This is a genomic window from Pinirhizobacter sp. (assembly GCF_036499745.1).
Classification (GTDB): Bacteria; Pseudomonadota; Gammaproteobacteria; order Xanthomonadales; family Rhodanobacteraceae; genus Pinirhizobacter.
This window is the reverse complement of record NZ_DASYDG010000009.1, coordinates 44,256-70,642: the sequence shown is the minus strand read 5'-3', so window position 1 is coordinate 70,642 and position 26,387 is coordinate 44,256. Positions and strand designations below refer to the sequence as shown.

Annotated in this window: 20 protein-coding genes and 1 pseudogene; 13 read left to right on the top strand and 8 right to left on the bottom strand. The window is 63.7% G+C overall.

Translation table 11 applies throughout. The annotated features are described in order from the left end of the window. Positions 1–402 precede the first annotated feature (402 nt). Positions 403–567 (bottom strand): hypothetical protein, encoded by a 165-nt coding sequence (locus VGM61_RS02860; RefSeq protein ID WP_331521203.1) that lies wholly within the window; start codon positions 565–567, stop codon positions 403–405. Positions 568–684: 117 nt separating this feature from the next. Then, complete coding sequence (locus tag VGM61_RS02855; protein ID WP_331521202.1) at positions 685–882, bottom strand: rubredoxin; 198 nt, start codon at positions 880–882, stop codon at positions 685–687. A gap of 95 nt (positions 883–977) precedes the next feature. Here VGM61_RS02855 and thiE point away from each other — a divergent pair, with 95 nt between their 5' ends. From thiE to VGM61_RS02840, 3 genes are read left to right on the top strand one after another with little or no spacing between them, the layout of a single operon-like run. Next, a complete protein-coding gene (thiE, locus tag VGM61_RS02850; RefSeq protein ID WP_331521201.1) occupies positions 978–1,616 on the top strand; it encodes a thiamine phosphate synthase in 639 nt (212 codons plus the stop codon). After that, positions 1,613–2,902 (top strand): glutamate-1-semialdehyde 2,1-aminomutase, encoded by a 1,290-nt coding sequence (gene hemL / locus VGM61_RS02845; RefSeq protein WP_331521200.1) that lies wholly within the window; start codon positions 1,613–1,615, stop codon positions 2,900–2,902. Before thiE ends, hemL begins: the two co-directional genes overlap by 4 nt. Continuing rightward, a complete protein-coding gene (locus tag VGM61_RS02840) occupies positions 2,899–3,519 on the top strand; it encodes an HAD-IA family hydrolase (protein ID WP_331521199.1) in 621 nt (206 codons plus the stop codon). The genes hemL and VGM61_RS02840 overlap by 4 nt, the downstream gene beginning before the upstream one ends. Here VGM61_RS02840 and VGM61_RS02835 read toward each other — a convergent pair. Continuing rightward, a complete protein-coding gene (locus VGM61_RS02835; protein WP_331521198.1) occupies positions 3,490–4,764 on the bottom strand; it encodes an acetylornithine/succinylornithine family transaminase in 1,275 nt (424 codons plus the stop codon). The genes VGM61_RS02840 and VGM61_RS02835 overlap by 30 nt on opposite strands. 212 nt (positions 4,765–4,976) lie before the next feature. On the opposite strand from VGM61_RS02835, the gene VGM61_RS02830 reads away from it, so the two are divergent. After that, the gene (locus VGM61_RS02830; protein ID WP_331521197.1) at positions 4,977–5,180 is read left to right on the top strand and encodes a hypothetical protein; all 204 of its coding nucleotides are present in this window, start codon (positions 4,977–4,979) and stop codon (positions 5,178–5,180) included. 103 nt (positions 5,181–5,283) lie between these two features. Here the strand turns inward: VGM61_RS02830 and VGM61_RS02825 are convergent. The 5 genes and pseudogenes from VGM61_RS02825 to VGM61_RS02805 all read right to left on the bottom strand — a co-directional run. After that, positions 5,284–6,210 (bottom strand): annotated as a pseudogene (locus tag VGM61_RS02825) (sigma-54 interaction domain-containing protein); the annotation flags it as partial. 301 nt (positions 6,211–6,511) lie between these two features. Beyond that, entirely contained in the window at positions 6,512–7,330 is an 819-nt protein-coding gene (locus VGM61_RS02820; RefSeq protein WP_331521196.1) for an NAD(P)-dependent oxidoreductase, read from the bottom strand. A 19-nt stretch (positions 7,331–7,349) separates the two neighbouring features. Further along, positions 7,350–7,952: an LON peptidase substrate-binding domain-containing protein gene (locus VGM61_RS02815; protein WP_331521195.1), complete on the bottom strand. Its 603-nt coding sequence runs from the start codon at positions 7,950–7,952 to the stop codon at positions 7,350–7,352. Between the two features lie 81 nt (positions 7,953–8,033). Further along, positions 8,034–9,392: a UDP-N-acetylmuramate:L-alanyl-gamma-D-glutamyl-meso-diaminopimelate ligase gene (mpl, locus tag VGM61_RS02810; RefSeq protein WP_331521194.1), complete on the bottom strand. Its 1,359-nt coding sequence runs from the start codon at positions 9,390–9,392 to the stop codon at positions 8,034–8,036. A gap of 60 nt (positions 9,393–9,452) precedes the next feature. Next, positions 9,453–10,037, bottom strand: coding sequence for an adenylate kinase (locus tag VGM61_RS02805; RefSeq protein WP_331521193.1), 585 nt, complete (start codon positions 10,035–10,037; stop codon positions 9,453–9,455). Between the two features lie 136 nt (positions 10,038–10,173). On the opposite strand from VGM61_RS02805, the gene VGM61_RS02800 reads away from it, so the two are divergent. The 9 genes from VGM61_RS02800 (at position 10,174) to VGM61_RS02760 (ending at position 26,104) form a co-directional block, all read left to right on the top strand. Beyond that, positions 10,174–11,436 (top strand): 6-phosphofructokinase, encoded by a 1,263-nt coding sequence (locus VGM61_RS02800; RefSeq protein ID WP_331521192.1) that lies wholly within the window; start codon positions 10,174–10,176, stop codon positions 11,434–11,436. Between the two features lie 44 nt (positions 11,437–11,480). Beyond that, positions 11,481–12,554 carry a DNA topoisomerase IB gene (locus VGM61_RS02795; protein ID WP_331521191.1) on the top strand — a complete coding sequence of 358 codons (1,074 nt, stop codon included), beginning with the start codon at positions 11,481–11,483 and terminating at the stop codon, positions 12,552–12,554. 30 nt (positions 12,555–12,584) lie between these two features. Further along, positions 12,585–14,039, top strand: coding sequence for a DNA recombination protein RmuC (rmuC, locus tag VGM61_RS02790; protein WP_331521190.1), 1,455 nt, complete (start codon positions 12,585–12,587; stop codon positions 14,037–14,039). Between the two features lie 309 nt (positions 14,040–14,348). Beyond that, positions 14,349–14,942, top strand: a complete 594-nt coding sequence (folE, locus tag VGM61_RS02785) for a GTP cyclohydrolase I FolE (RefSeq protein ID WP_331521189.1) — start codon at positions 14,349–14,351, stop codon at positions 14,940–14,942. Beyond that, entirely contained in the window at positions 14,942–15,283 is a 342-nt protein-coding gene (locus VGM61_RS02780; RefSeq protein ID WP_331521188.1) for an EF-hand domain-containing protein, read from the top strand. The genes folE and VGM61_RS02780 overlap by 1 nt, the downstream gene beginning before the upstream one ends. 144 nt (positions 15,284–15,427) lie before the next feature. Continuing rightward, positions 15,428–16,351, top strand: a complete 924-nt coding sequence (gene grxD, locus VGM61_RS02775; protein ID WP_331521187.1) for a Grx4 family monothiol glutaredoxin — start codon at positions 15,428–15,430, stop codon at positions 16,349–16,351. Positions 16,352–16,521: 170 nt separating this feature from the next. Further along, positions 16,522–19,272: a TonB-dependent receptor domain-containing protein gene (locus VGM61_RS02770; RefSeq protein ID WP_331521186.1), complete on the top strand. Its 2,751-nt coding sequence runs from the start codon at positions 16,522–16,524 to the stop codon at positions 19,270–19,272. Between the two features lie 275 nt (positions 19,273–19,547). Then, positions 19,548–22,637 (top strand): TonB-dependent receptor, encoded by a 3,090-nt coding sequence (locus tag VGM61_RS02765; protein ID WP_331521185.1) that lies wholly within the window; start codon positions 19,548–19,550, stop codon positions 22,635–22,637. A 386-nt stretch (positions 22,638–23,023) separates the two neighbouring features. Continuing rightward, positions 23,024–26,104 (top strand): TonB-dependent receptor, encoded by a 3,081-nt coding sequence (locus VGM61_RS02760; protein WP_331521184.1) that lies wholly within the window; start codon positions 23,024–23,026, stop codon positions 26,102–26,104. Positions 26,105–26,387 lie beyond the last annotated feature (283 nt).

The following is a 26,387-nucleotide window of genomic DNA, read 5'->3' as shown; positions in this document are numbered from 1 at the left end:
TTGGACACGCTACGTATCCAGGCAAGACGCCCACACAATTCACCTGCGCACACTGTCAAAGATCGGTATCGCCGAACCGGCTTTTTTGCCGATTCCCTCAGGACGTTTCGTCCGAGGTGAGCCGCCCATTCTACATCGCTTTCGAAGTCCGTCAACACCCTTTGTGAAGCTTTATTTCGGGGTGTTGGATGACATAAGGAAGGTCCGCAGCGGAGGGCTTTCGTCGCGGCGGAGGAGAAGAATAGCGCGGCGTGTGCCGGGTGGGAAGAGCCTGTGACGGAAATTTTTCACATCACGTCGCAAACCCTGCAAAACAAGCACTTTTCCGGCAAATCCCGAAAGGCTGCCGGCGGCGCCCCGTTGCAGGGCGCCGCTTTGATTCGCGATCGCTAAAGCAGGTGCCTAGCCGACGGCCACCATGGGCTCGTTCGGCAGTATTTCGAACTCCACTTCGTTACAGGCCAGCTGGTGTGCGCAGGGCAGTCCAAGCTGGAAGGGAATCAGGCCTGATTCGGCCGCCTGGCCGAGCTGTTCCCACTGGTCTTCGAACGGTACGAAACGCTGCATCTTCGATCTCCCTGTCGCCGCGGCCGGAGGGCCACGGTATCGATGTGACCATCCTGAAGAAGCGCGGGTGAGGAAGTTATGAGGAAAAACTATGACAAACGTAAAAAGGACGCCTGATTAGTCGAATTCCACCATTTCGAAGTCATCTTTGGTGACGCCGCAGTCCGGGCAGGTCCAGGTGTCGGGGATGTCTTCCCACCGGGTGCCGGGCTCCAGGCCTTCGTCGGGGAGTCCTTCGGCCTCGTCGTAGATGAAGCCGCAGACGACGCACATCCATTTGCGCAAGGGGCGGGAATCGGTGCTGCTCTGGCTCATTTCGGTAGCAAGGTAACGGGAGGAAAGCGCCATTTTGGCATAAGCGGCGCGCGGTACGATGTGCGGCCACCGTACCTGCCAAGGCTTACCCTCCCATGCCAGCCGTCCCGTCCATCCACCCCGCCCTGCGCCGCGGCGGCCTGTATGCCCTTACCGACGGACCCCGGCCGGATCTCGTGGAGGTGTGCGAACACGTGCTGCAGGGCGGCGCGGCCATGCTGCAGTACCGCGATGAGACCACCGACGCGCCGCGGCGGCTGTCCGAGGCACAGGCCCTTGCCAGCCTGTGCCGGCGCTACCAGGTGCCTTTCATCGTGTATGGCGATATCGCCCTGGCCGCGGCCGTGGAGGCCGGGGTGCACCTGGACTTCGAAAGCGATGTCACCGAGGCGCGCGATGCCCTGGGTCCGGGGGCCATCATCGGCGTGTCCTGCCACGATTCGATCGAACATGCCCGTACGGTGGCGGCCGCCGGCGCCGATTATGTTTCGTTCGGGGCATTCTTCCCCTCCCCGACCAAGCCGCACGCCGGCCGCGCCAGCTTTGCGACCCTGCGGCAGGCGGCCGCACTGGGTGTGGCGCGGGTAGCGATCGGCGGCATCACCCTCGACAATGGGATTTCCCTGATTGACGCCGGCGCCCAATACCTGGCCGTGGTGTCGGCCGTGTTTTCCGCCGACCACCCCGAAAAGGCCGCGCACGACTTCGCTGCCCTGTTCGAAGGACTCGCATGACCTCCAACCACGATCTTTTCCAGCGCGCCCAGGCCCTGATGCCCGGCGGCGTGAATTCGCCCGTGCGTGCCTTCCGCTCGGTGGGCGGGGAGCCGTTCTTCACCGCACGCGCCGACGGGGCGTTCCTGTGGGACGTGGAAGGCAAGCGCTACATTGACTATGTCGGCTCGTGGGGACCGATGGTGGCGGGACATAACCATCCCCACGTGCGCGAGGCGGTGGCCCGCGCCATCGGCGATGGCCTTTCCTATGGCACGCCCTGCGCCGCGGAAGTGACCATGGCCGAGACCATCGTGCACCTGGTGCCGTCGATCGAGATGGTGCGCATGGTCAATTCCGGTACCGAGGCCACGATGTCGGCGATCCGCCTGGCGCGCGGCGCCACCGGCCGCAACCTGATCGTGAAGTTCGAAGGCTGCTATCACGGCCACGGCGACAGCTTCCTGGTGAAGGCGGGCTCCGGCGCGCTTACCTTCGGCGTGCCGACGTCGCCCGGCGTACCCAAGGCCGCCGCGGACCTCACCCTTACCCTGCCCTATAACGATTTCGACGCAGCGCGCGAACTGTTTGCCAGCCGCGGGCACGAGATCGCCGGCCTGATCATCGAGCCGGTAGCCGGCAACATGAATTGCATCCTGCCGCGCGAGGGTTACCTGCAGCTGCTGCGCGAGCTGTGCACGGCCTCGGGCGCGATCCTGATCTTCGATGAAGTGATGACGGGCTTCCGCGTGGCCCTGGGCGGCGCCCAGGCGCATTACGGCATCACGCCGGACCTCACCACTTTCGGCAAGGTGATCGGCGGCGGCATGCCGGTGGGCGCCTACGGTGGCCGGAAAGACCTGATGCAACAGATTGCCCCGTCAGGGCCGATCTACCAGGCCGGCACGCTGTCGGGTAACCCGGTGGCGATGGCGGCAGGCCTGGCCATGCTGGAGCTGGTGAGCGCCCCGGGCTTCCACGAAAACCTGGCTGCGAAGACGCGCCTGCTAACCGATGGCCTGCTGGCCGTGGCGGCCGAAACCGGCACACCGTTCAGCGTGAACCGCATCGGCGGCATGTTCGGCTTGTTCTTCACCCGCGAGCAGGTGGAAACCTACGCCCAGGCCACCGCGGCCGACACCGCAGCCTTCAATCGCTTCTTCCACGGCATGCTCAAGCGCGGCGTCTACCTGGCGCCATCGGCTTTCGAGGCGGGCTTCGTATCGAGCATGCACACCGATGAGGTGATCGCCGCCACCCTGGAAGCCGCGCGCGGCGCCTTCGCCGAGGCGGCGGTGGCGGCATGACGGCGGGCGTCGACGCCATCCTGTTCGATATGGATGGCGTGCTGTGCGATTACTCGCGCGACACCCGCCTGGACGAACTGGGCAAGGCGATGGGCACCGACCGCGAGACGGCGCGCGAGGTGATGTACAACAGCAACCTGGAATGGGAAGCCGACGCCGGCGCCATGGATATCGACGCCTATATGGCGGCGCTATCGGCGGGATTCGGCCGCACCCTGAGCGAAGAGGCCTGGCTGCACGCGCGCGTGGCCGCCACCCAGGTAAGGCCGTCGATGGTAAAGCTTGCCGAACGGCTTGCAGGCACGCTGAAGATTGGCCTGCTCACCAACAACAGCTTCATGATGCAGCGGCACCTGCGCACGGTGTCGCCGGGCCTGTTCCCGTTGTTCGAAGGCCGTGCGTGGACGTCGGCTGAGATGGGGGCGATCAAGCCCCACGCGGAGTGCTACCTGCAATGCGCCCGCGCGATGGGCGTGGAGCCCTCGCGCATCCTGTTCGTGGACGACGCCGATGAGAACGTGACCGGCGCTGTGGTAGCCGGCCTGCAGGGTTACTTCTTCACCACGCAGGCGGCCTTCGAAGACGAGTTACGACGCCTGGGCGTGCGCCTGCCCTGAGGCGTCGCTCACCGAAGCGGTGATCTCGCCGAGCGCTAGGCCCAAGCGCTCGATGCCTTCGGCAAGCTCGGTGTCGGTGATGGTGAGCGGCGGCACGAAGCGGAGCACATCGGGACCAGCCTGCAACAACAGCAGGCCATGGGCGGCGCAGGCATCAAGGATATCGCCCGCCTTGCCCTTCCACGGGCCGGCCAGCACCGCGCCGATCATCAGGCCGCGGCCTCGTACTTCTTCGAAGATATTGAGATCGTGGTTCAGTTTGGCCAGCGCCGTGCGAAGGTCGTTGGCCTGGCGTTCCACGTTCAGCAGCACCGCCGGTGACGACAGCTTGGCCAGCGCCACGCGCGCCACGGCCGCGGCCATCGGATTGCCGCCGAAGGTGGTGCCATGGGCGCCGAACTGCATCACCGCGGCCACTTTGGGGCCGGCAAGCATGGCGCCGATGGGAAACCCGGCGCCCAGCGCCTTGGCCAGGGTGACGATATCCGGGGTGATGCCGTCCTGCACGTGGGCGAACAGGCTGCCGGTACGGCCCATGCCGCACTGGATTTCATCGAGCACCACCAGGGCGCCGTGCGCATCGCACAGCTCGCGTACTTTCTTCAGGAAGCCCGGCGCGGCCGGCAGCACGCCGCCTTCGCCCTGTACCGGCTCCACCAGCACCGCGGCGACGTCGCCGGGCGCAAAAGCCTCGGTGAGCGCGGCTTCGTCGTTGAAATCGAGATAGCGAAAGCCCGCGGGCAGCGGCTCGTAGCCTTCCTGGTACTTCGGTTGCGCGGTGGCGGTGACGGTAGCCAGCGTGCGCCCGTGGAAGGAGCCGCGGAAGGTGATGATCACGCGTTTGTCAGCCGGACGCCCTTCCGATGCCGCCCATTTGCGTACCAGTTTGATCGCCGCTTCGTTGGCCTCGGCGCCGGAATTGCACAGGAACACCCGCTCGGCAAACCCCGACGCCTCAACCAGCTCCTGGGCCAGGCGCAGCGGGGGCTCGGTGTAGAACACGTTGCTGGCGTGCCAAAGCTTGCCCGCCTGTGCCACGAGCGCGGCGACGAGGTCTTCATCCTGGTGGCCCAGCGCGTTTACCGCGATGCCGGCGCCGAGGTCGATGTAGTCGCGCCCTTCGGTATCCCACACGCGCGCACCCTTGCCGTGGTCCAGGATCACCTCACGCGGGCGGTACACCGGCAGCCAGTAACGCTTGCCCAGTCCGATGAGGTCGGTAGCGGGATCGGGGTGCTGCGACATGGGGTGGCTCCGGACGACTTAACTTGTAGGTGGGATGTGAAGTGTAAACGGAAGCTGTGTATCAACGCTGTAACACCCGGCACAGCCACGCAACAAGGCATTTCGCTGTCATCTATGTCCTTTGGCCGTAACAGCGCGCCAACACACATGAACCGGACGCGTGCCCGGTGGTTCACCCTCAAAGCCTGAAACAAGGCATTTGCCGAATTGGCATGTCGCTTGCCTTGGTTATGGAGGTGATCGAGGGAGGGGGTGTCATGTACCTGCGCCTTTGGGAATGCTCCGGCACGCTGCTGCTGTTATCGGCTACCGCCGGCTATCTGGAGGCCTGTGCGGAGGGCACGGGCAACGAGCGACTGCCGACCAGGGGCGCGGCGAATGATGATGAAAGACAAGACGAGGATGCCTGCGCCTGAAGGCGCCTCGTGGCAAGTTCGGCCGTCTGGCAACCCTGCCAGTCCGGGCGGCTCGAGGGGAATCCCCCCGCTTCGCACATGCGGGCGGGGGGCGTTCTCTCGCCTAGCGCAATTCGTCCACGCTCAGCTGGTGCTTCTTGCACAAGCGGTACACCGTCACCCGCGACACCCGCAGCCTTCGTGCGCATTCGGAAATATTGAATGCGCTTTCACGCAGGCAACTGACGATGGCCTCGCGCTCGGCCAGGATGCGCGCGTTGCACAACGTGGCATTGCGCGAGGCGGCGTCGCCGTCGGTGAGTTCCAGGTCCTGATGGGTGATCAAGGCATCGTCGGCGATCACCGCCGCGCGCTGCACCCGGTTCATCAACTCGCGGATATTCCCAGGCCAGGCAAAACTTTCCATCGCCCGTCGCGCACTGGCGCTGAAGGCGCGGGCACGCGTGGCGTAGGTTTCACGGAATTCATCCAGGAACCGTTGCGCCAGCAGCTCGATGTCGCCGTGGCGTTCGCGCAGCGGTGGCATGCGCAGGCGAAGCACGTTCAGGCGATAGAAAAGATCTTCGCGGAAACGGCCTTCAGCCACGGCCTTCTCAAGGTCGACATGCGTCGCGGCCATCACGCGCACGTTGATCTTCGTGCTGTGCGAGTTACCGATGCGCTCGATGGTGCCTTCCTGCAATACGCGAAGCAGGTTGGTTTGCGCTTCCAGTGGAAGGTCGCCGATTTCATCCAGGAAGATGGTGCCGCCGTCGGCTGCCTCGAACAGGCCCACTCTTCGACCCATGGCGCCGGTGAAGGCGCCGCGTTCGTGGCCGAACAATTCCGACTGCACCAGGTTCGCCGGCAACGCACCACAGTTCACCGCGATGAAAGGCTTCTCGCCGCGCGGCGAAAGCTGGTGCAGGCTTCGCGCCGCCAGTTCCTTGCCGGTGCCGGTCTCGCCGGTAACCAGCAGTGGAAGCTCGACGTGCGCGAAACGGGTGATGCTGTCGGCCACGAGCCTGATGGCCGGGCTGAATCCAATGATCACGGCTTGCGCGGCTTTCGCGCCGAGTGGCAACAACGGTTGCCCTGTATCCACGCCCGTAGGCGGCCCACCCGCCCAGGCTTGTTTTGTGTTGCGCAACATGCCCTACCCCGAAGATCCTTGCTGCGGGCTCGATCCCGCCTGCCACCGCGTTGCCCCCAACGACCCGGCCCCGTGCCATTTTTCTTCTAGGACTGCCGGAAGAAAACTACTCGGGAGGAAAAAACCCTGCCATCCACCTAACGGCCGAGGCCGGGGTGCCTATTTCTGTCACTTTGTTCAGCAACGACCGAGAAAGGGGCTAGTCGAGGAAGAGGTCCGGCGCAAGTTTTTTCCCTGGATTGACGGCATATCCGGACAGATCTCGCACGCCTTCGGCCGCCAGCACTTCATCATCGATGAAGAAACGGCCGGTGTTTTCGCGCGACGGCCTGGCCAGGATCGCATGCGCCGCATCGGCCACGATCTCAGGTTTCCGGCAGTTGTCCGCATGGATGCCTTCGATCATGCCGATAGCTGCCGTAGCAATAACTGTCCTGGGCCACAGCGCATTCACGGCGATGCCTTCGCCGACGAATTCGGCCGACATGCCAAGCACGCACAGGCTCATGCCGAACTTGGCGATCGTGTACGCGGTGTGAGGGGCATACCACTTCGGGTCCAGGGACGGTGGCGGGGACAGCATCAGCACATGCGGGTTGGCCGCCTTGCGCAGGTGCGGCAGGCAGGCCTGGGTCACCATGAACGTGCCCCGGGTATTGACCTGGTTCATCAGGTCGAAGCGCTTCATCGGCGTGCCTTCGGTGCCTGCCAGCCATATCGCGCTGGCGTTGTTCACGCAGATGTCGATGCCGCCGAAGCGCTCCACCGCTTGCGCCACGGCATCGCGCACCTGGTTTTCCTCGCGGATATCCACCTGCAGGGCCAGTGCCTTGCCCCCGGCGGCCTCCACCTCGGCGGCAGCGGTGTGGATGGTGCCCGGGAGCTTGGGATTGGGTACGCCGCTCTTGGCCGCGATCACGATGTTGGCGCCGTCACGCGCCGCGCGCAGGGCGATGGCAAGGCCAATGCCACGCGAGGCACCGGTGATGAAAAGGGTCTTGCCGGCGAGCGTGGTCATGGGGTTCCTTCGATCAAGGTCAGTCGCGCTGGAAGCGCGGCAGGATATCGCGCAACTCCGCCAGGCGCTGCGTGGGATCGGTGAGCTCGAGCATGTGCTGGGCTTCGTCGGGCGACAGCGGCAACAGTTCGGTAAGGCGAAAACCCACCCAGCTGGCGTTGTCGTAGAGCTCGCGCGGGGCATCGCGATAATGCGGGGCCATCTGGTCGATCAGGCGCTCAAGGATGGTGGGAAGCAAGGCCAGCTCGATCGGCACCTCGACCGCGGGTTCCTCCGGCCAGTGGGCGATGTCGCCCCGCACCTGGCCATCGGCACGCACGCGGGTGCGGGTGACGCGGAACCGGCCGCCACCGCGCGCGGTGATGCCCAGCAAGCCGTCGCCACGGGTGCTGAAGTCGATGATGTCGGCAAGCGTGCCCACCGCGGAGGCAGTCGCGGGCATGCCCACTTCGCGTCCCTCGGTTATCAGGCACACACCGAACGGCGTACCGCCGCGCGTGCACTCGCGGACGAGGTCGAGGTAGCGCGGTTCGAAAATGCGCAGCTGCAGTTCCCCGCCCGGCAGCAGGACGTTGGAGAGGGGGAATAATGGGATGTCGCACCCAGGCTTGGACGAGGCCATGGCGGGAAGTCTAGCCTGCACGTGGTGCCTTCATGAAACGTGCACGAATGTCGCCCGGCTTGCGTCGACAGCGAGGGGGCCTCAGCGTCCGGCGATCGCCGCGAAGAAACGACGCGGCGCCGCTTCGAAACCGCCGTTGGACATGAACACTACGCGGTCGCCGGGCTTCGCCAGCGCCTGCAGTTTTTCGATCAGTGCCTCCACCGATGGCGCGGTCTGGCCACGGCCGTCCAGCGCATCGGTGACCTTTCCTGCATCCCAGGCCAGTTCCGGCCGCTGCAGGAACACCACGGCATCCGCATCGGCCAGCGAAGGCGCAAGGCCTTCGGCATGGGCACCGGCGCGCATGGAATTGGAACGGGGCTCAAGCGCCACCAGGATGCGGGCATCACCAACGCTGGCGCGCAGGCCTGCCAGGGTGGTGGCGATGGCCGTGGGATGGTGGGCGAAGTCGTCGTATACGGTGATGCCGTGATGCTCGCCGATCTTCTCCATGCGCCGGCGCACCGAGCGGAAGCTGGAGAACGCGCCAAGCAGGGCGCCCGGGTCCGCACCGGCGGCCGAAGCCGCGGCCAGCGCGGCCAGGGCGTTCAGTACGCTGTGGTTGCCCAGCATGTCCCACTGCACGGTGCCCACCAGGTGATCGCCACGCGACACTTCGAAAGCCGAACCATCGGCTTTGAGCAACCGCGCCTGCCAGTGGCCTTCACCGATGCCGAAGGTTTCCACCGGTGTCCACGCACCCATGGCCAGCACCTTGCGCAGATGATCGTCGTGGGCGTTGACGATCAGCCGCCCGTTACCCGGCACCGTGCGCACCAGGTGATGGAACTGGCGCTCGATGGCTTCGACATCGGGAAAGATATCGGCGTGGTCGTATTCGAGGTTGTTGAGGATGGCAATGGTCGGCCGGTAGTGCACGAACTTCGAGCGCTTGTCGAAGAAGGCCGTGTCGTATTCGTCGGCCTCGATCACGAACGGCGCGCCGGTGCCCAGCCGCGCGGACACGGTGAAATTCCCAGGCACCCCGCCGATCAGGAAGCCCGGCGCCAGGCCCGCCGATTCAAGCAGGTGCGCCAGCAGGCTCGTGGTGGTGGTCTTGCCGTGCGTACCGGCCACGGCCAGCACCTGGCGCTGGGCCAGCACGGTTTCACCCAGCCACTGCGGGCCGCTGATGTATGGCATGCGCTCATCGAGCATGCTTTCGATGGCGGGGTTGCCACGCGTCATCGCATTGCCCACGACAACGAGATCCGGCACCGGGTGCAGGTGCGCCGCTGTATATCCTGGCTTTAGCTCAATGCCTAAAACTTCCAGCTGGATGCTCATCGGCGGGTAGACGTTGGTGTCGGAGCCTTCCACCACCAGGCCCAGTTCGCGCGCGATCGCGGCCACGCCGCCCATGAAGGTGCCGCAGATGCCAAGGATATGCAGGCGCATGGGATTCCGGTTGCAGTGGGGCGCCGGGCCGCGATGCGGCCCGGCGGGGTCGGGGCGGCCTTAACCGCCCGCGGGCGCGGTGCCCCGGGGCAGCACGCCGGTGATGCGTTCGGTGACCTCGTCGATCGGACCGACGCCGTCCACCACTTTGAGCAGGTGGCGCTGGGCGTAGAAATTCGCCACGGGGGCGGTTTGCTCCGCATACACCTCAAGGCGCTTGCGCACGGTGTCGGGGTTGTCGTCGGCGCGGCCTTCCGCCTTGAAGCGCTGTTCCACCCGACCAATGATGGCGTCGCTGGGCACTTCGAACTTCACCACCACGTCCAGCGGCTGGTTCAGGCGGGACAGCAGGCCATCGAACGCATCGGCCTGGGCCAGGTTGCGCGGGTAGCCGTCCAGGATGAACCCGGCGCGGGCGTCGTCCTGGGAAAGGCGTTCTTCGAGCATGCCCAGCACGATGTCATCGGACACCAGGTGACCTGCGTCCATCACTTCCCTGGCTTTCAGGCCCAGCGGGGTGCCGGCGGATACGGCTGCGCGCAGCAGGTCGCCAGTGGAAATGTGCGGCACGCCGAGTATTTCCTTCAGGCGCGTGGCCTGGGTTCCCTTGCCCGATCCGGGGGCTCCGAGTAGCACGAGTCGCATATGGCTCCAATAGAGTCCGGGCACCCGCTTCAGGGCGCCGAACATCGAAAAAATGACAATCACGGTAACCAAAGGGTGTTTCCCCGTCAAACCGGCCTGGGCTAAGGTAAGTACCCCCGCGAAAAGGAACCAGCGCATGGCCACCAGGTCGTCCCCCGGCAAGCTGCTCTATGCCCAGTCCGGCGGTGTCACCGCCGTGATCAACGCCACCGCCGCGGGGGTGATCGAAACCGCCCGGGCCAGGGGGCTGAAGGTGTACGCGGCCCGCAACGGCATCCTGGGCGCCCTGCGCGAGAACCTGATCGATACCTCGAAGGAAAGCGCAAAGTCCATCGCGGCGCTTCGCCATACCCCGGGCGGCGCCTTCGGCTCGGCCCGCTACAAGCTCAAATCCATCGATACCGACCGCAAGGAATATGAACGCCTGATCGAGGTGTTCAAAGCCCACGACATCCGCACCTTCCTGTTCAACGGCGGCAACGACTCCGCCGACACCGCCTACAAGATGTCCCAGCTGTCGAAATCCCTTGGCTATGAATTGAGCTGCATCGGCGTGCCCAAGACGGTGGACAACGACCTGGTGGTGACCGACACCTGCCCGGGTTTCGGCTCGGTGGCGCGCTACACGGCGATCTCCACGCTCGAGGCCAGCCTTGACGTGGCCTCGATGGCCGAGACCTCCACCAAGGTATTCATCCTGGAAGTGATGGGCCGGCACGCCGGCTGGATCGCAGCAGCCGCGGGCCTGGCCGGCGAAGGCAGCGACGCCCCGCCGCACATCATCCTGTTCCCCGAGCGCACCTTCAACGAAGCTGAGTTCCTGGCCAAAGTGAAGGCCACGGTGAAGCGCGTGGGTTATTGCACGGTGGTGGCATCGGAAGGCCTGCTGGCGCCGGACGGCAAATTCCTGGCCGAGGCCGGTGGCGTTGACGCCTTCGGCCATGCCCAGCTGGGCGGCCTGGCGCCGGTGATCGCCGGGCTTATCCGCGACAAGCTTGGCTACAAATTCCATTGGGCGGTGCCCGACTACCTGCAACGCTCGGCCCGCCACGCCGCCTCGAAGGTGGATGTGGAACAGGCCTATGCGGTGGGCAAGGCCGCGGTCGAATACGCAGCGAAGGGCATGAACGCGGTGATGCCGGTGATCGTGCGCACGTCCGATGCCCCGTATCGATGGAAAGTGGAGCCGGCGGAGCTGTCGAAGATCGCCAATCGCGAGAAGAAAATGCCGGCTTCGTTCATCACCAAGGACGGCTACGGCATCACCGCCGCCGCGCGACGATACCTTGCGCCCTTGATCCAGGGCGAGGCACCGCCGCCCTATGGCAAGAACGGTTTGCCCGCTTATGCCACCCTGAAGAACGTGGCCGTGAAGAAGAAGCTCGAACCCTTCGGCTAGATTTCACCACCGCTTGATCATGTTGCCGGACACACTCCGGCAGCATGACGCGCAAACCCGACCCCTCCCCCCTGGTGGCGGCCCTCACCGCCGAGCAGCAGCACGCACGCGATGCAGGGCTGGTGTATGTGTGCGACACCGACAAGGGAATTACCCGCTGCCGCCGGGGCAAGGGGTTTTCGTATATCGGCATCGACGGCAAGGCGGTGCGCGATGCCCACACCCTGGATCGCATCCGCATGCTGGCCATCCCGCCGGCTTATACCCAGGTGTGGATCTGCATCAACGAACGCGGCCACCTGCAGGCCACCGGACGGGACGCGCGGCGGCGCAAGCAGTACCGCTACCACGCTAAATGGCGTGACGAGCGCGACCGGGGCAAGTTCGAGCGGGTGGTGGAATTCGCCCAGCAGCTGCCGGCCATGCGCCGCCGGCTGAAACGCGACCTGGCCCTGCCCGGCCTGCCGCGCCAGAAGGTGCTGGCGCTGATCGTGAGCCTGCTGGAAGAAACCTTGATCCGCGTGGGTAACGATGCGTATGCGAAGGAGAACAACTCCTTCGGCCTTACCACCCTTCGCTCGCGTCATATCAAGGCGCTTCCCGGCCGCCTTCTTTTCAGCTTCCGTGGCAAGAGCGGCAAGGAGCACGAGGTGGAGCTGGACGACAAGCGCCTGGTGAAGGCGGTGCGCCAGGTGCAGGATCTGCCGGGCCAGCGCGTGTTCCAGTACCTGGACGACGAAGGCACCCGGCAACCGGTGGATTCGGGCATGGTGAATGATTACCTGCGCGAGATCACCGGCGGGGAATTCACCGCCAAGGATTTCCGCACCTGGGGAGGTACCACGCAGGCAGTGGCGGTGCTGGCCCGCACACCGCTGCCGGAATCCGGTGGCGAGCGGGCCATCCGCGCCACGTTGAAGGAAGCGGTGCAGGAGGTGGCCGACACTCTGGGCAATACGCCGACGGTGTGCCGCAAGTCGTACATCCACCCCGAAGTGTTCGAGGGCTGGCGCGATGGCTCACTGCACAAGGTAGTGCCACCGGAAACCGGCCGCCATCCACGCCAGCTGGAACTGAAAACCCTCGCTTTTTTGAAGCGCCGCCTGCGGCGTCGCTAAGGGTGAGACGGCTGCGGGTACCATAGCCGCATGACCGACACTCTTCTTATCGTCCTGCTGGTGGCCGTGCTGGCCTGTCTGTTGCTGTTGGTCGTGCTGGCCGTGCGCAAGCCGCGCGATGAGGGCAACGGCGGCAAACTCGATGCCCTGCTGGCCGGCAGCCGCCAGCTCGATGCGGTGCTGCGCGAGGAACAACGCGCCGGCCGAGCGGAACTGGGCGCCACCTTCGAGCAGTTCCGCGGACACGTGCAGGAACAACTCGGCCGTATGGGCCAGGCCAGCGGTGAACGCATCGACGGCTTCGGCAAGCGCCTGGATCAGCTCACTGAACGTACCGATCGTGGCATGCAGGGCCTGCGCGAAGGCCTCGGCGAGGATGCCCGCAAGGCGCGTGAAGAAGGTTCGGCCACCTTGCGTCAGTTTGGCAGCCTGCTGGAACAGCGCCTTGGTGCGTTGGCCGCCGAGAACGAAAAGCGCCTGGGCGAGGTGCGCCAGGTGCTGGAATCGAAGCTCAAATCCATCCAGGACGATAACGCCGCGAAGCTTGAGCAGATGCGCCAGACGGTGGATGAAAAACTCCACGCCACCCTGGAAACGCGTTTGGGTGAGTCGTTCCGGCTGGTGTCCGAGCGCCTTGAGGCGGTGCAGCGCGGACTGGGCGAAATGCAGACCCTGGCTGCCGGCGTGGGTGACTTGAAGCGCGTGCTGACCAACGTCAAAACCCGCGGCACCTTCGGCGAAGTGCAGCTGGGCTCGCTGCTGGAACAGATCCTGGTGGCCGAGCAATACGCCGCCAACGTGGCGACCATTCCCGGTTCCTCCGAGCGCGTGGAATACGCCATCCGCCTGCCCGGCACCGAAGATGGCGTGCCGGTGTGGTTGCCGATCGATGCGAAATTCCCGGTGGAAGACTACCAGCGCCTGCTCGACGCCCAGGACGCCGCCGACGCCGACGCCGCACTCGCCGCCGGCCGCGCGCTGGAGGTGCGCGTGCGCGAGGAAGCCAGGCGCATCCACGGCAAGTACGTCGGCCCGCCGCACACCACCGACTTCGCCATCCTGTTCCTGCCCACCGAGGGCCTGTATGCGGAAGTGATCCGCCGTCCGGGCCTGTCGGATCTGCTGCAGCGCGAATACCGCGTCACCGTGGCCGGGCCCACCACCCTTACCGCCTTGCTGAACAGCCTGCAGATGGGCTTCCGCACGCTCGCCATTGAAAAGCGCTCGAGCGAGGTCTGGCACGTGCTGGCCGCGGTGAAGACCGAGTTCGGCAAGTTCGGCACGGTCCTTGAGAAAACCCGCAAGCAACTGGACACCGTGCGCAACAGCATCGACAGCGCCGGCGTCCGCACCCGGGCGATCGAAAAACGCCTGCGCGAAGTACAGTCCCTGGGCAGCGACGTCTCCAGCGAAGCCCTAAAAATCGCCCTGGAACCCGTCGAACCCGACGACGACCTCGACGATGAAGCCCCCACCCCCGACTAACCCCTCCCCTAAAGGGGTCAGAGTCATTAAAACGGAACACATACCACCCCAACCCGCCTTAAGGGGTCAGAGTAAATGTGCGCGGCTCGCTTGCCGGTCGCGGGCCTTAAGGGGGTCAGAGTCATTAAGCTTGGCTCACACACACTGGCATCGCGAACAGGGTTCGTCGTTTGACTGGTGCGCAAAATGGCTCTGACCCCTTTATGGGCTTTTGTTGTTTGATTGGCACGCATAATGACTCTGACCCCTAATGGGCTCTTATGGGCTTGGCGCTACAATGGGCGCTTTAGCCGGCTACCCTGACGACCCATGACCGAGCCAAAGAACCCTGATGTCACCCGCGAACAGGCTGAGGACGCTGTGCGCGTCCTGTTGCGCTGGGCGGGCGACGATCCCGCCCGTGAGGGCCTGCTTGATACGCCCAAGCGCGTGGTCAAGGCCTATCGCGACTGGTTTTCCGGCTACCTGGAAGACCCGGCCGACTACCTGGCCCGTACGTTCGAGGAAGTCGGCGGCTACGACGAGATGATCGTGCTGCGGGATATCGAGTTCGAAAGCCATTGCGAGCATCACATGGCGCCGATCATCGGCCGCGCCCACGTGGGTTATGTGCCCACCGACCGCGTGGTGGGCATCAGCAAGCTGGCACGCGTGGTCGATGGTTTCGCCCGTCGCTTCCAGGTGCAGGAAAAACTCACTGCACAGATCGCCCACTGCATCGAGGAAACGCTGCAGCCACGTGGCGTAGGCGTGGTGATCGATGCCTCGCACGAATGCATGACCACCCGCGGCGTGCACAAGCGCGGCGTATCGATGGTGACCAGCCAGATGCTTGGCAGCTTCCGCGAGGATCCGCGCACACGCGCTGAGTTCCTGCGCTTCGTCGGCGTCGACCGGCGCTGATGCGCCGCGCCGCCTTCGCGGCCATGGCGATGCTGGCGGCATCCGCTGCGCCCGGCATCGCCGTCGCCCAGGCCACACCGGCGGAGTACCTGCGCCAGTTCGACACCAATGGCGACGGCAAGGTGAGCCGGGACGAATACCTTACCTATATGACCGCCGGGTTCCGCCACATGGACACCAACGGCGACGGCGTGCTCGATGCATCGGAGCTTCCCGGCCAGCACGGCAAGCCACTGCGGCTGGACGAAGTGCGGCGTAACTACGAAACGCAGTTCCATCGGCTGGACCGCAACCACGATGGATACTTAAGCGCCAAAGAGCTGGCCCAGCCGCCGCAATAACAGCCCCGGCCCGCCATCAGACCCTCCGTGATGGCATCGAACTGCCGCCTGCCCAGCCATAACCCATTGAAATCCCGGCCCGAAGCGGCCATGTCGGACGAACGGCTAAACTACGCCCATTCCCCATTCTTTCCCGGACCCCTCATGAGCCTCGATTCCGCCACCCGCGAACGCATCGAAACCCTGCTGAACGAACACCGCGTGGTGCTGTTCATGAAGGGCGACCGCAGCCAGCCGATGTGCGGCTTCTCAGCCTCGGCCACCAATGTGCTGAACGAGCTGCTGCCCGATTACTACACAGTGGACGTGCTGCAGGACGCGGAAATCCGCGACGGCATCAAGACCTACGGCCAGTGGCCCACCATCCCACAGCTGTATGTGGAAGGCGAACTGGTGGGCGGCGCGGACATCATCCGCCAGATGTACGGCAGCGGCGAGCTTCACTCCCTGTTCGGCGCCACCCCGCCCGACCGCACCCCGCCGGAAATCACCATCACCGAGAAGGCCGCCGAAGCCATCCGCGCCGGCATGGCGGATGCTCAAGGCATGGTGCTGCATCTTGAGATCGGCCCGGACCACGGCGCCGGCTTCCAGCTCGCCCCGGCCCAGGACCACGACATCGTGGTGAGCGCCAGCGGCATCGAAGTGCACTTCGACCCGGGCAGCGCCCAGCGCGCCAAGGGCATCGTGATCGACTGGGTAAGCACCGTGCAGGGCGAGGGCCTCAGCCTGAAGTTCCCCGGCGCCAACGAAGTGAAGTCGATGACCGTGCAGGAACTGGCCACCCGCATGGCTGAAGGCTCCATCACCCTGGTCGACGTGCGTCCGGCCAACGGCCGCGCCGCCGCCGCACCCCTTGCCGGCGCCCGTATTTTGGAAGAAGAAGGCTACGACGCCCTGGGTCGCCTGCCCAAGGACACCGTACTCGCCTTCATCTGCCACCACGGCAACTCCAGCATGGCAGCGGCCAACCACTTTGCCGCGCATGGTTTCAGCAACGTGTTCAACGTGGCCGGTGGCATGGATGCGTGGTCGCAGGAAGTCGATTCGAGCGTTCCGCGCTACTGATCCAATCGCGTATGCAGTGAGCGGCGACGTGCCTTGGCACGTCGCCGTTTTCTTTCGCACCCCCGGGAATTTGAGCTTTCTTCCATATTCCCTGTTGCTAAATTCCCCTAGCGTGGAATGTCGGGCCCGGCATAGCCGTGTCAGTACACACCACCAGGGAAGACAACAGCATGCAATCCAGGAAGCTCCTGGCCGCCGCCATTGCGGCAGCCTTCTTCGCGCCCGCCTTCGCGGCCGATAACGAACCCAAGACGCTGGAAACGGTCACCGTTACCGGCTCGTTGATTCCGCGAGCCGTGGTGGAAACCGCCACGCCGACCATCGAGATCACCGCTGCCGACATCCAGCGGCAGGGCTTCAAGACCGTGGCCGATGCGCTCCGGGCATCACCGCTGGCCTCAGGCGCCGTGCAGAACGCACAAACAAGCGCCTCGTTCACCCAGGGCGCGCAGTCGATCAGCCTGTTCGGGCTGGATCCGGGCTTCACCAAGATCCTGGTCGATGGCCATCCACTGGCCAACTATCCGTTGCTTTACAACGGCCAGAGCAACTTCGTGGACATCTCCACCATTCCCACCTCGATCGTCGAGCGCATCGACATCGTGCCGGGTAACCAGTCGGCCGTGTATGGCTCGGATGCCATTGCCGGCGTGGTGAATATCATCCTGAAGAAGAACGTCAACGGTTTCGACGTGAACTTCCGTGGCGGCGGTTACACCGACGGCGGTGGCGGCAACCAGCGCGTGCAGCTGACCGGCGGCCACTCCACCGATCGCTCCAAAACCGTCTTCAGCGTGGAGCTGGGCAACCAGGCTCCGATCTACGGCGCTGACCGCAAGCTCACCCGCTCAACCGCATCCGATCCCTCGCGCGACGGTGCAGACCCCGTCGCCTCGCGGAATTTCCTCCACATGGTCTACGACGCCAACGGCCGTGCCTCGTACGTGGATCCGGGCGCCGAGGCTTGCCAGAACGTGTCGTCGCTTTTCAACAACAGCACGTACTACGCGTATCGGCCGGGCTCGGGCTACTACTGCGGTAGCCAGGAAGTCGGCCAGGCTACCCTTTCGAACAGGAAGCGCTCGGCCACGGGTTACCTGTCGAGCTCATTCAGGGTGAACGACCATCTGGAGCTGTACGGCAGCGGGCTGTATGGATCCTCCACCAACACGTCGATCTCCGGTTCCAACTACACCTTCTGGAGCGCCAACAACGGCGGCCGCTTCATCGACCAGGCCACCGGCCAGCAAACGCTCGCCCAGCATGCGTTGTCGCCCGAAGAGACCGGCGGCTACGACCGCGTCGCCAACCGCAACATCGGCCAGCAATACCAGGTGATCCTGGGCGGCCGCGGCAGGCTGGGCGATTCGGCGTGGGATTACGATGCCTACTACAACCGCTCGGCGTACTCGCTGACCAACAAGCAGAACCGGCCGCTCGCCGGCCCGCTCGATTCGCTGTTCGGACAGCAGTTCATGGGCCCGCAGCTGGGCAGTGACGCCGCCACCGGCCTGCCGATCTACGCGCCGAACTGGGCGAACTTCTACCAGGCGGTAACCCCTGAGCAGTACATCGCCACGCTCGGCCAGATCAACTCCGTGTCCCAAACCTGGACGCAGGATCTCAATGTCCAGCTCACCAACACATCGCTGGCCGCACTGCCCGCCGGTGACATCGGCCTTGCCATCGTGGGCCAGGCCGGCAACGAGCACTGGAGCAACCGCACCGATCTTGGCGTGGTCAACGGCAACTACTGGGGTCTTTCGGGCACCCAGGGCCACGGCAAACGCCAGCACTATGCGCTGGCCGGCGAACTGAGCGTGCCGATCACCGCCGAACTGCTGGCCAACGCTGCCGTGCGCTACGACCGCTACCAGTGGACGGGTAACACCATTGGCCGGCCCACCTACAAGCTGGCCTTCGAATACCGCCCGGTCGACACCCTGCTGCTGCGCGCCAACTACGCCACGGCATTCCGCGCACCGGACATGGGCTATCTGTTCGCCGGCGACAGCGGCTATTTCACCGGCGCACCGGATTTCTACGGCTGCGAGACGTTCTATCCAGGTGAGGCCCTGCGCGACTGTCCGGCATACAACCAGTCGACCCGCGGCGTCCGCGCCGGCAATCCGGACCTGAAGCCGATCACGGCGAAGTCCTATGGCGTCGGCGCGGTATGGTCGCCCACGCAGGATTTCAACCTGAGCCTGGACTACCTCTCCATCCGCATCGCAGACAAGGTGGAAGAACTGAGCGTCACCACGCTGTTTCGCAACGAGGCTGATTGCCGGGCGGGACGCATGGATGCAGGCTCGGCCTCGTGCCAGGATGCCCTGTCGCGCATTACCCGTGACGCCACCGGCGCCGTCACCCAGATCCGCAGCGGTCCGATCAACTCATCCAGCGAGCGAGTGGATGCGCTGACCGCGGGTGCGAACTACCGCATCGACATGGGTACCGCAGGGAACCTTCGGCTGGGTGCGTCGTACAGCAACACGCTCAAGCACACGCTTCAGCAGTACGCCGGCGAACCCACCATCGACCTGCTGCGCGAGCCGCAGTATTCCACCGACTTCAAGACCATCATCACGGCGTCCGTGGGCTGGGACCGGGGCGACTGGTCGGCCACCCTCTTCGGCAACCGCCGCGGCCGCACCCCGAACTACCTGGCGCAGGTGAACAACAGCTACACCGTGCCCGGCGCTGGCCGCCTGGGTTCGTGGACCACGTTCAACCTCAATGTGGGTTACCAGCTCCCCGATGACGCCAGCATCAGCCTGGTGCTGAACAACCTGCGCAACACCAAGCCGCCGATGGATCGCTCGTACTACACGCTTCCGTATTTTAATGCGGACAATTACGACATTTATGGCCGATCGGTATTCGTGGAGTTCAACTGGCATTTTGGCGGCAAGAAATAACCGCAATATAAAACGGTGATCTTTTGCATGGGGCGCCTCTTGGCGCCCCTATTTTTTTGCGTATTTCGCAGTGTTTCACGATTGTGAAGATGTCGTCATGTAGGTGACAGGATGCGAAAGGAACACGAAAGAAAACCAGTGGAAGGTTGCTAATTGGAATTTAACAAGAAGCCTTGGCTTTTCTTAACGCCAAAGCCCGCAACGAAGGGGAGCACTCGTTGCCGGTGACAGTTCAATTGCATGGATGCCTTGCCACTACTTGTCCGGAGATGCACATGTACTTGGGGAATAACCATCGCAGCCGCCGCGCGCTTGCGCGACGTTCGCTTACGCTCGCCGTTGTCACGGCGCTCTCAATGGGCGTCGCCGCGCCCGTGTTCGCACAGTCCACTACCGGTTCCATCTACGGCGATGCGCCCGTCGGTGCCAATGAAACCGTAACCTTGCAGAGCTCCTCAGGCCTTAGCCGCACGATCAGCGTGGGTGCCGACGGCCGTTTCTCGGCTAGTTCGCTGCCACTGGGTACCTATACGGTGTCCCTGCTGCGTGACGGCGCCACGGTCGACACCCGCAACAACATCACGTTGTCTGCCGGCGGCGCGACCCAGGTTTCGTTCGCGGCAGCCAATGCCGCAGGCGCGACGGAACTGGGCGCCATGCAGGTCACCGCCAACGCCTTGCCCGCCATTGACGTCAGCCAGGTAGATTCCCGTACCACCATTACCTCGCAGCAGCTGGCCAGATTGCCGCTGGCCCGTAATGCCGAGGCCATCGCCCAGCTGGCGCCCGGTGTCAACGCCGGCACGTCGCTGCTTACCGGTGAGGGCGGCCGCGTGCTGAACTCCTTCGGCGGCTCCTCCATCGCCGAGAACGCGTACTACATCAATGGTTTCAACACGACCGACCCGCTGCGTAACTTCGGCGGCCTGACACTCCCGTACGGCGCGATCGACCAGGAGCAGGTGCTGACCGGCGGCTACGGCGCGCAGTACGGCCGCTCCGACGGCGGCGTGATCAGCCAGGTCGGCAAGCGCGGCACCAATGAGTGGCACTTTGGCGCGCAGATCCTGTTCTCGCCCAAGTCGCTGGAAGCCGATCCGAAGAACATCTACTACCCCACCGGCGGGCAGTATCTTTCCAACGACAGCGGTGGCCGCCAGGGCCAGCCGTTCCGTTATCGCAACGAGAACAAGGACACCACCGAGACGGTAGATGGCTACTTCGGTGGCCCGCTGATCAAAGACAAGCTGTTCATCTTCGGCGCCGTGGAAGCCGAGCGCCGCGTCGACGGGCGCAACGTGCAGACCACCGACGTCGGCCAGGACACCAAATACAGCTACACCGACCCGAAGTGGTACGCCAAGGTCGACTGGAACATCACCGACAACAACATCCTGGAGTTCACCGGCGCATCGGACAAGACCGAGTACGACCCGAAGGTGTTCTCGTACGCCTATAACGACCCGAATAACATCAAGGGCACGCGCGGCGCGTACCTCGGGTCGGGTGTTGTCACCAAACAGGGTGCGGACCTGGGCATCCTCAAGTACACCGGCTACATCACCGATGACATCACCATCGATGCGATGTACGGCAAGATGAGGCAGACCGATACCACGCGGGTGAACTCGCAGTTCCCGATCATCTTCGGCTCGTCCAGCCAGAATCCGCTCTACACCGGCGGCGGTCCGGGCTATACCGGCCAGTCCGTGGCCACGAGCTCCGTCGATAATCCGAACATCGAGGACAAGACGCGAAACGCGCGCTTCGACTTCAACTGGAAGGTCGGCTCGCATTCGATCACCGCCGGTATCGACAATATGGACATCCAGTCCATCGGCGCCGGTTCCCAGTACCCAGGCGGTTCGGCCTGGGTATATGGCAACGGCGCCCCGAACAGCCCGATCAGCACGCAGCCAGGACAGGAAGTAGCTGCCCCGGGTGGCGATGGCTACTACGTAGCCAACGAGATCTTCACCACTTTTGCCAAGTCGGTACGCGTGAAACAGCGCGCGCAGTTTGTCCAGGACGAATGGCAAGTGACTGATCGCGTGCTGCTTTCGATCGGTGTACGCAACGACCAGTTCACCAACTACAACCCTGACGGCGCAGCTTACATCCGCTTGACCCGCCCGAACCTCTCGCCCCGTCTGGGCGCCAGCTGGGACGTCTTCGGCGACTCCAGCATGAAGGTGTACGCCAACGCAGGTCGCTACTACCTCGACGAGCCGTCCAACGTGGCTGTTCGCGGCGCTGCAGGCAGCACCTTTACCGACCAGTACTTCACCTACACCGGCATCGACCCGGTATCGGGCGTACCCACGGGCTTGACGCAGATCCCGCAGGGCCATTACCCCGGCGTGTCGGCCAACCTCGAGTTCGGCGTGCCGCCCGACCCGAAGCAGGTCACCAGCAAGAACGTTCAGGCTGAATACCAGGATGAATACATCGCCGGTATCGACAAGTCGTTCGACATGTTCGGCGACAAGTGGACGGCTGGCGCCAAGGGCGTGTGGCGCAAGCTGCGCAACGACCTGGATGATGTTTGCGATACCGCCATCTTCGGCGCCGAAGGTGTCGCCCAGGGTTTCGATGAGACTGCGGCCGAAGGCCAAGGTTGCTACATCATGAACCCGGGCAAGAACTCCACCTTCAACGTTCCCCGCGGAGACGGCACGTATGGCACCCTGACCATCCCCTGGTCAGCCTTCGGCATGCCGGACCTGAAGCGCAAGTACGCCGCCCTGAACACGTACCTTGAGCACCCGTTCGACGGCAAGTGGTACGGCCGCATCGACTACACCTGGTCGCACAGCTTCGGCAACACGGAAGGTTCGGTGCGCTCGGACATCGGCCAGAACGACGTGTCGCAGACCGAAGACTGGGATAACGCTGGCGTGATGACCAACTCCAACGGCGACCAGTCCAATGATCGCCGCCACCAGTTCAAGCTGATCGGTTACTACCAGATCACGCCGGAATGGATGGTCGGCGCCAACATGCAGATCCTCTCGGGTACCCCCAGGACCTGCCTTGGCTACTTCGGCCCGGAACAGCTTGACCCGTACAACTACAAGGTGGCTTACCACTTCTGCGGACCGGACGGTACGCCGGCGGCTCCTGGCAAGACCGGTCGCACGCCGTGGACGGAAATCGTCAATGGCAACGTCGAGTGGCGTCCAGCCTTTGCCGATCACAAGCTGGCGTTCAACCTGATCGTCTACAACCTGTTCAACCAGCAGCGTCCGACGCAGTTCGACAATACGTCCGAGCAAGGCAAGTTCATCGCCTCGCCGAACTTCTACACCCCGCTGTCGTTCACCCCGCCGCGTTCGGTGCAGTTGGGTGCCACCTACGACTTCTAAGCTTCTTAACCATAACTAGAAACAGCGGCGGCCTTTCCCGGGGCCGCCGCGAAGAGCATCCCCAGACTCATGCCGAGGCCCTTTGGCCTCGGTTTTTTTTGCCTGGATTTTGGGTTCCGAGATAGCGGGTAATTGCGGGACAACAAGAAATCTTGCGATAAAGCAATAACTTGCGACGTAAGAATTTTTCCTATATGAGGGAGAAATCACGTTTCTCGAAAGCATCCCGAAAGGTTACGGACGCAACTGTTCATTTCATTCCGAATTAACGATTCGGAGGGGATGTCCCGCTTCAGGCGGGACCCGTGCGACGACTGGGGAGATCCGTCGCCGGTGACAGCAGAACTGCACGGACGCTTTGCCGAACTTTTCTGGGGAAAACTTAGATGACCATTCTCAACGTGCGAATCGCCCGCCGGGCGATTGCGACGTCCATTGCCGTGGGCCTGGCCCTTGGCGGTGCTGGCGTCGCCTTTGCGCAAAGCAACTCTTCCGGTTCGATCTTCGGCCAGACCGAAGCACCCAATGCCGTGATCCATATCGAGAACGCCGATACGGGCCTCACACGTGACATCTCGGTGGACAAGGACGGCCGCTATCGCGTGGCCTCACTGCCGATCGGCAACTACAAGGTGAGTTTGATAAGCAATGGCACCACGCTGGACACCCGCAACAACGTGGCGGTGAGCCTGGGTGGCGGTGTCAACGTGTCGTTCAACAACACCTCGGCGTCGGCCGAGAATGCGCAGACCCTCGGCGCCGTGACCGTGGTGGGCAATGCCCTTCCGGCCATCGACGTGTCGTCGGTAGACTCGCGCACGGTGCTCACAGCAGAGCAGCTGCAGAAGCTGCCAGTACAGCGCAACATCACGGCCACGTCGCTTCTGGCACCGGGCACGGTGGCTGCCGACGCGCGCTACGGTAACGTGGCTTCGTTCGGTGGTTCGTCGGCCTCGGAGAACCAGTACTACATCAACGGCTTTGCCGTCACCAACTCGCTGACGGGCGTGGGCTCCATCACCCTGCCCTTCGACGCCATCGACCAGCAGCAGGTACTCACCGGCGGCTATGGCCCGGAATACGGTCGCTCCACCGGCGGCGTGGTGAACATCATCACCAAGCGCGGCGGCAACACCTGGCAGGGCAGCGCTGGCGTTTACTGGGCGCCCAGCTCGCTCGAGCAGTCACCCAAGTCGATTTACCATCCCGCGTGCGACCCGGCTCTCAGCAAAGCCTGCGGCACCATCTACCAGTATCGCGGCGACAATACCCAATCCCAGCTGCAGTACTCCGCTGAAATCGGCGGCCCGCTGATCAAGGACAAGCTGTTCTTCTACGCCGCGGGTGACTTTGTCCACGGCACTGGCGAGACCATTGCCAGCACCGCCTCCAAGCAGGACACCAACTACAGCACCCGCGCCACCCGTTGGCTGGCCAAGGTCGACTGGAACATCACCAACGACCACATCATCGAACTGACGGGCATCGGCGACAACGAGCAGGAAAATGACTCGTTGAAGAATTACAACTACGCCACGATGCAGTCCACGACGTACCGAGGCAATGCCTATACCAAGAACTACAACGGCGTCGGCACCAACGCCACGCCGGGTGGCTCGGTCTACATCGCCAAGTACACCGGCTACATCACCGACGACTTCACCATCAATGCCCTCTACGGCAAGACGCATTCGGATCATACCCAGGACGTGTCGAGCGCCGCCGGCGACGGTTGCGGCCTGATCACCGACCATCGCCTGGCTTTCGCAGGCAATCCGCAGGGCGGCTGCAACATCGTCAGCTCCGTCCTCTCACCTGGCGCAAACGACAAGACCAGCGGCTGGCGCATCGATCTGGATTACAAGCTGGGCAGCCACGACATCACCGGCGGCGTGGACAACTACAACATCCGCGACTTCTCCGGCCTGGTCGATCCGCCGGCCGGCGAGGCGGTGTACTACGACAACACCGGCGCACCGGGTACGATTTCCGGCCATTCCGACGCGTTCCTCCCCGTCGGCACCACGCAATACGTCGACATGCGCTACTTCGCCGCCACGGCTCATGTCAGGGTGACTCAGCAGGCCCAGTACCTGCAGGATCGCTGGCAGGTAACCGATCGTGTGTTGGCATCCATCGGCCTGCGCAATGAGCAGTTCGACAACTACAACGGTAGCGGTGTGGTGTACGCCAAGCAGCGCCATCAGCTTGCTCCGCGTCTGGGTGCTACCTGGGACGTGTTCGGTGATTCCACGCTGAAGATCTATGGCAATGCCGGCCGCTATCATCTGGCTATTCCCGCCAACGTTGCCATCCGTGGTGCTTCGGCATCTACCTACACCACGCAGTTGGCGACCTTCACCGGTATCGATCCGATCACCGGCATGCCCACGGGCATAACCAAGTACGGTGCCACCCAGTACGAGAACGGTGCCAACGGCGTGGCGCCCGATCCGAAGCTGATCGCCGCCCGCAACCTGAAGGCCTATTACCAGGATGAGTACATCCTGGGTGCCGACAAGCAACTGGCCGACAACTGGACCACCGGCGTAAAGTTCACCTATCGCAAGCTGCGCAGCATCATCGACGATACCTGCGACAGCCGTCCGTTCGAGGCTTATGCGCTGGCCCACAACATCCCGTTGACCAACCCGGCGTATCTGTACGATCCGGACAGCCCCGCTGCACCCTGCTTCATTTCCAACCCGGGCAGCTCCAACACCTACACGGTGGATACCACGGGCAACGGCACGTACCAGACCTTCGACCTCAGCAAGAAGGACCTGGGCTTCCCGAGCCTCAAGCGCAAATACATCGCCGCTGATTTTTACCTACAGCACGATTTCGCCGATGGCTGGTACGGCAAGCTCGAGTACGTGTACTCGCACAGCTTCGGCAACGCCGAAGGCCAGCTTGATTCGGACATCGGCCAGCAGGACGTGTCCACCACCGAGTCGTGGGACTTCCCGGAGATCATGCAGGGCACCAACGGCTCGCTGCCGAACGATCGCCGCCATGTGTTGAAGGCCTACGGTTTCTGGCAGCTCACGCCGGAATGGCTGGTCGGCGCCAACCTCAACCTGGCCTCCGGCGAACCCAAGAGCTGCATGGGCCTGCCGGCGAACGCCGCCCAGGGTGGCGACCCTTACGGTTACGGCAACAACTACTTCATCTGCGGTGGCCATCCGGTGGCCCGTGGATCGCGTGGTCGGCTGCCGTATACCGAGATCATCAACGTCAATGCCTCGTACGCTCCCGAATTGTTCGCCCACAAGCTGACCTTCAGTGCCGACATCTTCAACCTGTTCGGGCAGCAACGTCCGACCTCGTTCTACGAGTACGGCGAGACGAGCAACACCAACGCCACCAACACCGGCGGCGCACCTGATCCGGACTACGGCCGCGTGATCAGCTACACCGCTCCGCGCAGCGTCCGCCTCGGCGTCCGCTACGACTTCTCGCTGTAAGGCATACGGTTAACCCATAACTAGAAAAACCCGGCGGCTGTTCCCGCAGCCGCCGACAAAAGCATCTCCCTGGACCAGGCCACCGCTTCCCCAAGAACGGTGGCCTTTTTTTATGTCGTGGTTTATATGTCCTAAGCAGGAACTAACGAATTTCGTAGGAATTTTTCCTAGATTCGCAGCATTCAGCGAAATGGAAAGCAAGTCGAAAGGTTCCGAGGCTCACTTTCTCCTCATGGGGTTTTAACGATTGCGCTGGCGGCAAACGCCTTCGCTACGAGGTTCG

What these genes read in the sequence shown, in the direction of transcription:
- VGM61_RS02760 (WP_331521184.1), top strand. Translation starts at nt 23,024, where the DNA reads ATGACCATTCTCAACGTGCGAATCGCCCGCCGGGCGATTGCGACGTCC.
- VGM61_RS02800 (WP_331521192.1), top strand. Translation starts at nt 10,174, where the DNA reads ATGGCCACCAGGTCGTCCCCCGGCAAGCTGCTCTATGCCCAGTCCGGC.
- VGM61_RS02835 (WP_331521198.1), bottom strand. Translation starts at nt 4,764, where the DNA reads ATGTCGCAGCACCCCGATCCCGCTACCGACCTCATCGGACTGGGCAAG.
- VGM61_RS02820 (WP_331521196.1), bottom strand. Translation starts at nt 7,330, where the DNA reads ATGACCACGCTCGCCGGCAAGACCCTTTTCATCACCGGTGCCTCGCGT.
- mpl (WP_331521194.1), bottom strand. Translation starts at nt 9,392, where the DNA reads ATGCGCCTGCATATCCTTGGCATCTGCGGCACCTTCATGGGCGGCGTG.
- thiE (WP_331521201.1), top strand. Translation starts at nt 978, where the DNA reads ATGCCAGCCGTCCCGTCCATCCACCCCGCCCTGCGCCGCGGCGGCCTG.
- VGM61_RS02805 (WP_331521193.1), bottom strand. Translation starts at nt 10,037, where the DNA reads ATGCGACTCGTGCTACTCGGAGCCCCCGGATCGGGCAAGGGAACCCAG.
- hemL (WP_331521200.1), top strand. Translation starts at nt 1,613, where the DNA reads ATGACCTCCAACCACGATCTTTTCCAGCGCGCCCAGGCCCTGATGCCC.
- VGM61_RS02855 (WP_331521202.1), bottom strand. Translation starts at nt 882, where the DNA reads ATGAGCCAGAGCAGCACCGATTCCCGCCCCTTGCGCAAATGGATGTGC.
- VGM61_RS02840 (WP_331521199.1), top strand. Translation starts at nt 2,899, where the DNA reads ATGACGGCGGGCGTCGACGCCATCCTGTTCGATATGGATGGCGTGCTG.
- grxD (WP_331521187.1), top strand. Translation starts at nt 15,428, where the DNA reads ATGAGCCTCGATTCCGCCACCCGCGAACGCATCGAAACCCTGCTGAAC.
- VGM61_RS02830 (WP_331521197.1), top strand. Translation starts at nt 4,977, where the DNA reads ATGTCGCTTGCCTTGGTTATGGAGGTGATCGAGGGAGGGGGTGTCATG.
- VGM61_RS02795 (WP_331521191.1), top strand. Translation starts at nt 11,481, where the DNA reads ATGACGCGCAAACCCGACCCCTCCCCCCTGGTGGCGGCCCTCACCGCC.
- VGM61_RS02765 (WP_331521185.1), top strand. Translation starts at nt 19,548, where the DNA reads ATGTACTTGGGGAATAACCATCGCAGCCGCCGCGCGCTTGCGCGACGT.
- VGM61_RS02815 (WP_331521195.1), bottom strand. Translation starts at nt 7,952, where the DNA reads ATGGCCTCGTCCAAGCCTGGGTGCGACATCCCATTATTCCCCCTCTCC.
- VGM61_RS02770 (WP_331521186.1), top strand. Translation starts at nt 16,522, where the DNA reads ATGCAATCCAGGAAGCTCCTGGCCGCCGCCATTGCGGCAGCCTTCTTC.
- rmuC (WP_331521190.1), top strand. Translation starts at nt 12,585, where the DNA reads ATGACCGACACTCTTCTTATCGTCCTGCTGGTGGCCGTGCTGGCCTGT.
- folE (WP_331521189.1), top strand. Translation starts at nt 14,349, where the DNA reads ATGACCGAGCCAAAGAACCCTGATGTCACCCGCGAACAGGCTGAGGAC.
- VGM61_RS02860 (WP_331521203.1), bottom strand. Translation starts at nt 567, where the DNA reads ATGCAGCGTTTCGTACCGTTCGAAGACCAGTGGGAACAGCTCGGCCAG.
- VGM61_RS02780 (WP_331521188.1), top strand. Translation starts at nt 14,942, where the DNA reads ATGCGCCGCGCCGCCTTCGCGGCCATGGCGATGCTGGCGGCATCCGCT.